Origin of the sequence: Rathayibacter sp. AY1F2 (assembly GCF_002930885.1) — a bacterium.
In the GTDB taxonomy this organism is placed as follows: domain Bacteria; phylum Actinomycetota; class Actinomycetes; order Actinomycetales; family Microbacteriaceae; genus Rathayibacter.
In genome coordinates, this window is the sequence record NZ_PSVG01000026.1 from 37,532 (window position 1) to 44,758 (window position 7,227).

Genomic DNA, 7,227 nt, shown 5'->3' on the forward strand with positions numbered 1-7,227 from the left:
CGGCGCTCCGGCGCCGGGGGCGCGACCCACCACCGGACAGCACCACAAGGAGCACCATGGACACCCTCACCGTCTCGGCCACCGCCAACGGACTCAACTACCTCCCCGAGTACGTCGCCGACGTCGGCGGCCTGTTCGCCGAGCGTGGCCTCGCCGTCACCGCCACCGCCTGCGACCCCTGGACCGGCGTCCTCGACGACCTCGACTCCGGTGCCGCCGACCTCGCCCTCGGCGGGCTCTGGGTCCCCGGGATGTACGCCGGCACCAGCCGCGAGCTGACCGTCGTCGGCCAGCTCAACCACCGCTTCCCGATGACGATCGTGGCCCGCGACGGCTCCGGACCGGTCGGCCTGGACGGGCTGGCCGGCAAGGTCGTGCTCGCCCCGGGCGCCGGCGGCAGCGCGCCGTTCGAGTTCACCGCAGGCCTGATCCGCGAGGCCGGCCTCGACGTCTCCGCCACCCGCTGGGCGCGCGACCTGTCCACGGCGATGATGCTCGAGCTCTACCGCGACGGCCTCGGCGACGCGATCGTGCTCGACCTGCTCTCGGCGAAGGAGCTCGTCGCGGCCGGCGGCGGGCAGATCGTCTTCCGCCACCTCGACGCGGGCGTGATGCCCAACAGCGTCTACTACACCCGCACCGAGCGGGTCGAGGAGCTCGCCGACCGCACCGAGCGCTTCGTCGACGCGATCGAGACGGCGATGCAGAGGATCACCGCGGGTGAGGCCGGCGCCGAGATCGACGCGGTGCTCGCCGCGCGCTGGCCCGACCGCGACTCGGCGCTCCTGCACGAGGCCGCCGACGAGATGGCCGCCGGCGGGGTCTGGGACACGACCGTGATCGACGAGGCCGCCTCCGACCGCTGGATGCGGATCCTCGCCGAGGCCGGCCTCGTCACCCGCGCCCCCTCGCTCGCCGAGCTGACCGGCCGCACGACGGTCGGCGCGCGCTGATGACGCTCGTCCTCGCCTCCGAGCAGATCGCCGGGCTGCTCCCCGACGTCGACGTGCTCGGCGCGGTCGAGCAGGTGTTCGCGGACCTCGGCTCCGGGGCGCTGCACCAGGGCGCGCCGACGGCCCTCGCGGGCGAGGGCGACGGGCTGATCCTCCCGATGGCGGTCCGCTCCGATGCCCTGGGCCTGGCCGCCGTGAAGCTGATGGCGGACCTACCCGGAAACGCAGCGCGAGGGCTGCCGACGCAGCGCTCGACCATCCTGGTCACCTCGCTGCTCACCGGGGAGTGCGTGGCCGTCCTGGACGGCGCGCTGATCACCCGGGCGCGCACCGCCGCCGCCTCCGCGGTCGCCACCCGGCACCTCGCCCGGGCGGACAGCCGGGTGCTCGGGCTGATCGGCGCCGGCAACCTCGCCGTCGCGCACGTCCGCGCGCTGCAGGCGGTGCGCGACCTGGACGAGATCGTGGTCTGGTCGCGGTCGGACGCGACGCTCGACCGGTTCGAGGAGGCGGTCGGGCACCCCGTGACCCGCGCCGCGGATCCGCGGGCCGTCGCCGAGTGCTCCGACGTGCTCTGCACGCTGACGCCGTCGGTCGAGCCGATCGTGCACGGGGCCTGGCTGCACGCCGGCCAGCACGTGAACGCCGTGGGCGCCCGTCCGCGGCCGGAGCACCGCGAGCTCGACTCCGCGGCGATGGCGCTCGGCACGCTCGTCGTCGACAGCGCGGCCACCGCGCGGGCGAAGTCCGGAGACCTCGTCCTCGCGATCGCGGAGGGCGCCCTCGACGCGGCGGCCGGGCTGCTCGAGCTCGGCGACGTCGTGGCCGGCACCGCTCCCGGCCGCACCCGGGACGACGAGATCACCGTGTTCGACTCCGTCGGCCTCGCCGCGCAGGACCTCGCGGTCGCCGCCGCGCTGATCGATCTGGCGCGGCTGCGGGACGCGGGCAGCGCTGTCCGGCTGTCCGGCGTCCCCGCGGCGGCGGGCCGCTGATGCGCATCGCCGTCGTCAACTGCAACACGACCGAGTCGATGACCGAGACGGCCGCCGCCCGCGCCCGGCTCGCCGTCGGGCCGGGCACCGAGATCGTCGCGATCACGCCGAGCTGGGGCGTCGCCTCGGCCGAGGGCTGGTACGACAGCTTCCTCAGCGCCGCGGCCGTCCTGCACACCCTGGAGCGGCTGCCGGCCGGCATCGACGGCGTCGTGATGGCCGGCTTCGGCGAGCACGGCCGCGAGGGCGCGCGCGAGCTGCTCGACGTGCCCGTCGTCGACATCACGGAGGCGTCCGCGCACCTCGCGATGCTGCTCGGCCGCCGCTACGGAGTGGTCACCACGGTCCGCCGCGCGGTCGGCCAGATCGAGGACAGCCTCACCACCGCCGGCCTGATCGCGCACTGCGCCGCGATCGAGGACACCGGCCTCGGCGTGCTCGAGCTGGAGGAGGATCCGCAGGCGACCCTCGACGCCTTCGTCGCGGCGGGCGAGCGCGCGATCGCCCGCGGCGCCGAGGTGATCTGCCTCGGCTGCGCGGGGATGGCGGGCCTCGAGGAGCACGTCGGCGCGCGGCTGCCCGTGCCGGTGGTCGACGGGGTCGCGGCGGCGGCCGCGCTCGTCGAGACGCTCGTCCGGCAGCGGCTCGGCACCAGCCGGATCGACAGCTACGCCCGCCCGCTGCCGAAGGAGCGCAGCTGGCCCGGCGGCTGAGCGCGGGGCCGAGCGGGGTGGCCGGCGGACCGCACAGGCAGGGCCGAGCGTGTTGAATGGTCGCACCGGCGTCGCGAGGAGGACCGTCATGACACTCGCCAGCACCGAGGAGTCGCTCGCCAGCCAGACCTACCGGACGCTGCGCCGGCAGATCATCCTCGGCCAGCACTCGCAGGGATCGCGGCTGGTCGAGGCCTCACTGGCCGCCGAGCTGCACGTCTCACGACTGCCGGTGCGCGAGGCCGTGCCGCAGCTGGCCAACGAGGGCTTCGTGCGGATGCTCCCACGCCGCTCCACCCGCGTCGCCCAGTGGAGCATCGAGGACGTCGTCGAACTCTTCGACGTCCGACTCAGCCTCGAGACCCTCGCCGCGCGGCTGGCCGCACAGGCCGTCGCCGCCGGTGCGTCACTGCAACCGCTGCTCGACGCGATCGACGCGGAGCACCGCGCCCTCGACAGCGAGGACTGGCTCGAGGTCGCCGAGACCTCGACCGTCGTGCACGAGGCAATCGTCGAAGTCGCCGGCAGCGCCCTGCTCTCCTCGCTGATGCGCGCCGTCACTGGGCGGATGACGTGGCTGTTCTACCTCACCAGCGCACGCGACCAGCGCCAGCAGTCCGACGAGCACCACGGCCTCCTCGACGCGATCCGCGCCGGCAACGACCGCCTCGCCGAGTCGATCGCCTTCACCCACATCGAGAAGGGCCGGGCGCCCTCCCTCGCGATGATCGCCGGACAGTAGCCACCAATGTGAGGCGGTGCCCCTGCGACCGGTAAACCATGGTCCAGCGGCACCCCGAGTTACGCGTTGTCTACGGTCCACCAAGGTAGGTCGGGGAGGTGCTGCCCGACGGCGGCGGACGTGACCGCGTCCCGCAGCTCCGACCAGGGCGTTGGCTGGCCGGCCAGCGTGACGACGGCCTTGAGCCCGATGCTGTTGCTACCCAGGACCTCGAGATCGCCGCGGCTCACGACGTAAAAGTCCCACTGGTGGAGGTCGAGTGGCCTGTACTGCTCGTGTTGTTGAGCGGTCTGCACGCAGAACACGTACACGTGCGCGTTCAGTTGTTTGCCCGAAGGGTCGTAACCGTGGTCGGGATGATGACGGGTTCCTCGCAGGCCACTGAACTGGATTGGGCTGAGGACCCGTTGCTTCCATGCCTGGAGGTAGCCGGAGCTTTTGATCTCGATTCGCATGTCGTCAAGGACCAGGTCGTACGCGTCCCATTCGGTGCGCGTGACCTCGTCAAGACCGAGCGCTCTCGCGACCAGGAACTCGGCAAGGTAACCGCGAGCGTTGTTCGTACGGAAGTCGCTCAGCGCGAATCGCCAGAAATCGGCAACCGTCGCGGGTACGCCGTCGAAGTGCTCCTGTCCAGCGAGGACCGGAGCTGGAGGAGGCTCGATCCATGTTCCGTCCAACACGGGACGACCCTAACTCGTGGAGGAGGGCGTCTCGCCGGTCGAGTGCAATCCCCGGGGTGACCGAGCGAGGGCTATCGCGACCGTCCGTATGAGGGTCGTCATCCGGCCGCCCAGGATGGCCGCGCATGAGACCGGAATCTCGCGGCGCTGTTTGTCGCAATAGACCCGCCCGATGAGATGCCCGATGGTGGGGCGTCAACTGACACACTGAGCGCACGGTCGCTCGTGGGATACGCCCGCGTCTCAACCGACAAGCAGGATGCGACCGCTTAGCGGGACGCGCTCCGGGCGGCCGGCGTCCCATCCGATCGGATCTACGCCGACTTGGGTCTGACCGGCCGGAACCGCGAGCGTCCCGCGCTACGAGAGGCGCTGGCTGCGTGCAACGCCGGATCGACTCTGCTCGTGACGAAGCTCGACCGGCTCGCGCGGTCCATCACAGACCCTCGCGACATCGTTGATGAGCTGACCCGCCGCGGGGTGAAGCTCAGCATCGGGGGATCGGTCCACGATCCGGAGGATCCGATCTGCCGGCTGCTGTTCGACGTGCTCGCGATGGTCGCGGAGTTCGAGGGGGATCTGATTCGTGCCCGCACTCGTGAGGGGATGAAGGTCGCGAAGGCCAAGGGGCGTCTGCGTGGCCGTCAGCCGAAGCTGTCGCCGAAGATCGAGGCGCATGTGGTCGCAGAGCATCGTGCCGGGAACTGCACCGTTGTCGAGTTCGCGGCGGAGTTCAAGGTCGCGCGGTCGACGGTCTATCGGGCGGTGCAGCGAGCTGATGCGCGCGCCGCTGGCGCTGTCGCCCTGGCGCCGCCGACGGAGGGCGCATGATGTCGGGGGCGGAGAGGGTACCTGCGCAGGTGCCGGAGAGGGTGGAAGTGCTGCCCGGTTGGTCTGCGCTTACACGTGTTCTCAGCACCGGGTGGGGAACTCTCGCCCAGGCGATCGCCTGTATCTGGCTCTTCGTCGAATTCGCGGTCCTTCCTCCGGGATCGCGTCTGCCCCTTTTCGTGCAGCTGGTGCTGTTCTTCGCCGCTCTCGCTTGGTCAGTGATCTGTCTCGCGATCGGCACGTCCAGGGTCACCGGTGAGAAGGAAGCCGGTTACACGACCCTGGGGCTCGGGCGCATCACGGTTCCTGCGGTCGATGCGAGAACGGGCGTCGTCCTGCGGGCGGCAGGCGAGCCGCACTGCCGACTCGTCGGCCGGGTCCGGCACTCCACCGCCGACGCGTCCGCCGGTCAGTCGAACCGCGCGCCCTCCGGCCGCGGCGGCAGCACGAACAGGATCAGCAGGAACACGTAGCCGGCGATCGGCACGAGGATCGCGAGGATCCACAGCCCGCTGCGGTTCACGTCGTGCAGTCGCCGCCAGATCAGCGAGAGCGACGGGAGGAACGTCGCCAGGGCGATCGCGCCCGCGGCGAGCGACACCCAGAAGGTCTGGAACGGCGCGCCGCTCGGGTACGGGGTCAGCGTGAAGTCGAGGCGCCACGGACCGCCGTCGGCCAGCTGCAGCAGCCCTGTGAGGACGCTGCCGAGGAGGATGATCCACCAGTACTCGGCCCGGCTCGCCCTCCCGCGGAAGCGGAGGTAGTTGCCGAAGAAGCGGCGGAGCGCCGCCATCGGCGGAGCCCCGTAGTAGGGGAGGGTCAGCGGCGGCTCGAGGGTGCTCGGGCTCATCGGGTTCCGTCTCTCATCCCTCGACCGTATCCCCTGCTCCCCGCGCCGCCGCGTCGGCCGTGCGGACGACATCCCGGTGTTCGCGCCGGAGGAACGCCGCCGTGTCCACGAAGCCGGAGGCCGCCGTCTTCACAACGGAGGAAGATCGTTCCAGCTCGAGCGTGAACGCGCGGATCGGCATGCGCCGGAGCACTTTCTTCCTCCGTCATCAACACGATCAGCGGGTAGGAACCGCCTCCGCCCGCACCGCCGCCGTCGCCCGGGCGTCGACGATCAGGCTGACGACGAGCCCCACTACGACGATGACGATCGCGACCCACGGCAGCACGTCGAGCCCGCTCGCGTCGATCGCCAGTCCGCCGACGACCGCGCCGCCGCCGATGCCGATGTTGAAGGCCGTCGTCTGGAGCGCCGCGGCGAGGCTCCGCAGCTGGAAGGAGGAGGTGCGCAGCATCCGGGTCTGCAGCATCGCCGGAATGCCGCCGAACGCGATGTTCCAGATCACCGCGGCGACGACCACGGCCGTGGCGGCACCGGTGCCCGCGGCGACGGCCAGGCCCGCGAGCGCCAGCACGACCGCGATCGCGGCGACCACGAAGCCCGAGCGGGGGAACCGGTCGGTCGCGAAGCCGGCCAGGACGAGTCCGACCGCCCCTGCGCCGCCGAACGCGAAGAGCACGAGCGGCACCGTGTCGGGGGCGAAGGAGGCGTTCTCGAGCCAGGGCGTGATGTAGGTCGAGAGGGTGTTCTGGCCGATCAGCACCAGCAGGATGACGACGCAGACGCCGATGATGCGGGGGAGCGTCCGGTCCTTCCGCGCCGGCAGGCGGATCTCGCCGGTCCGCAGCGGGATGTGGTGGTCGACCGCAGGCAGGAACTTCACCACGATCAGCGCGAGCACGAGCACGACGCCGCCGAGGATCGCGAAGGTGGGCCGCCAGCCGAACGCGTGCCCGAGCGCCGTGCCCAGGGGGACGCCGAGGACGAAGGCCGCGGATCCGCCGCCCGCCGTGATCGCGGTCGCGCGGCCGAGCTGCTCCGGAGCGACGAGGTGCGCGGAGTAGGCGGCGACGATCGCCCAGAAGAGGCCGTGGGCGAGCCCGCCGAGGATGCGCGCGCCGATGAGCAGCCCGAAGGTGGGGGCGAGCGCGGCGAGGACGTTGGCGACCGCGATGGTGCACAGCGCCACGAGGAGGAGGCTCTTGCGCGAGAAGCGCTGGGTCACCAGGGTCAGCGGAGTCGTCGCGACGACGACGGTCGCGGCGAAGATCGTGACGAGCTGGCCGGTGAGCGAGATGCTCACCCCGAGGTCGCGCGACATGTCGGGGATGAGCCCGGTCGGGAGGAACTCGCTCGTCACGGAGACGAAGACGGCGCCGGCGAGCGTGAGCAGGCCGATCCAGGGGAAGGCGGGGGCTTTCGCGGTGTCCTGAGGGTTCACGGTGTCCTGAGGTCGGGGG

The 7,227-nt window shown here is 71.7% G+C and carries 8 protein-coding genes and 1 pseudogene; 5 read left to right on the forward strand and 4 right to left on the reverse strand.

What is annotated here, in order from left to right:
* Nucleotides 1-56 precede the first annotated feature (56 nt).
* From C5C54_RS15685 to C5C54_RS15700, 4 genes are all read left to right on the forward strand, one after another.
* Complete coding sequence (locus C5C54_RS15685) at nucleotides 57-953, forward strand: ABC transporter substrate-binding protein (protein ID WP_104288751.1); 897 nt, start codon at nucleotides 57-59, stop codon at nucleotides 951-953.
* Nucleotides 953-1,948 carry an ornithine cyclodeaminase family protein gene (locus tag C5C54_RS15690; RefSeq protein ID WP_104288752.1) on the forward strand — a complete coding sequence of 332 codons (996 nt, stop codon included), beginning with the start codon at nucleotides 953-955 and terminating at the stop codon, nucleotides 1,946-1,948. Before C5C54_RS15685 ends, C5C54_RS15690 begins: the two co-directional genes overlap by 1 nt.
* Nucleotides 1,948-2,661, forward strand: coding sequence for an aspartate/glutamate racemase family protein (locus tag C5C54_RS15695; RefSeq protein WP_104226500.1), 714 nt, complete (start codon nucleotides 1,948-1,950; stop codon nucleotides 2,659-2,661). The genes C5C54_RS15690 and C5C54_RS15695 overlap by 1 nt, the downstream gene beginning before the upstream one ends.
* Nucleotides 2,662-2,749: 88 nt before the next feature.
* Nucleotides 2,750-3,403, forward strand: coding sequence for a GntR family transcriptional regulator (locus C5C54_RS15700; RefSeq protein ID WP_104224667.1), 654 nt, complete (start codon nucleotides 2,750-2,752; stop codon nucleotides 3,401-3,403).
* A 59-nt stretch (nucleotides 3,404-3,462) separates the two neighbouring features.
* Here C5C54_RS15700 and C5C54_RS15705 read toward each other — a convergent pair whose 3' ends face one another.
* Complete coding sequence (locus tag C5C54_RS15705; protein ID WP_104288753.1) at nucleotides 3,463-4,086, reverse strand: hypothetical protein; 624 nt, start codon at nucleotides 4,084-4,086, stop codon at nucleotides 3,463-3,465.
* Between the two features lie 177 nt (nucleotides 4,087-4,263).
* Between C5C54_RS15705 and C5C54_RS15710 the strand changes: the two are divergent.
* Nucleotides 4,264-4,917 (forward strand): annotated as a pseudogene (locus C5C54_RS15710) (recombinase family protein).
* 409 nt (nucleotides 4,918-5,326) lie between these two features.
* On the opposite strand, the gene C5C54_RS15720 reads toward C5C54_RS15710, so the two are convergent.
* The 3 genes from C5C54_RS15720 to C5C54_RS15725 form a co-directional block, all read right to left on the reverse strand.
* Entirely contained in the window at nucleotides 5,327-5,767 is a 441-nt protein-coding gene (locus C5C54_RS15720) for a DUF805 domain-containing protein (RefSeq protein ID WP_104250042.1), read from the reverse strand.
* Between the two features lie 13 nt (nucleotides 5,768-5,780).
* Entirely contained in the window at nucleotides 5,781-5,948 is a 168-nt protein-coding gene (locus C5C54_RS18080; RefSeq protein WP_181074925.1) for a hypothetical protein, read from the reverse strand.
* Between the two features lie 36 nt (nucleotides 5,949-5,984).
* Nucleotides 5,985-7,227 (reverse strand): MFS transporter (locus C5C54_RS15725; RefSeq protein ID WP_219812217.1); only part of this gene is annotated, 1,243 nt, incomplete at its 5' end.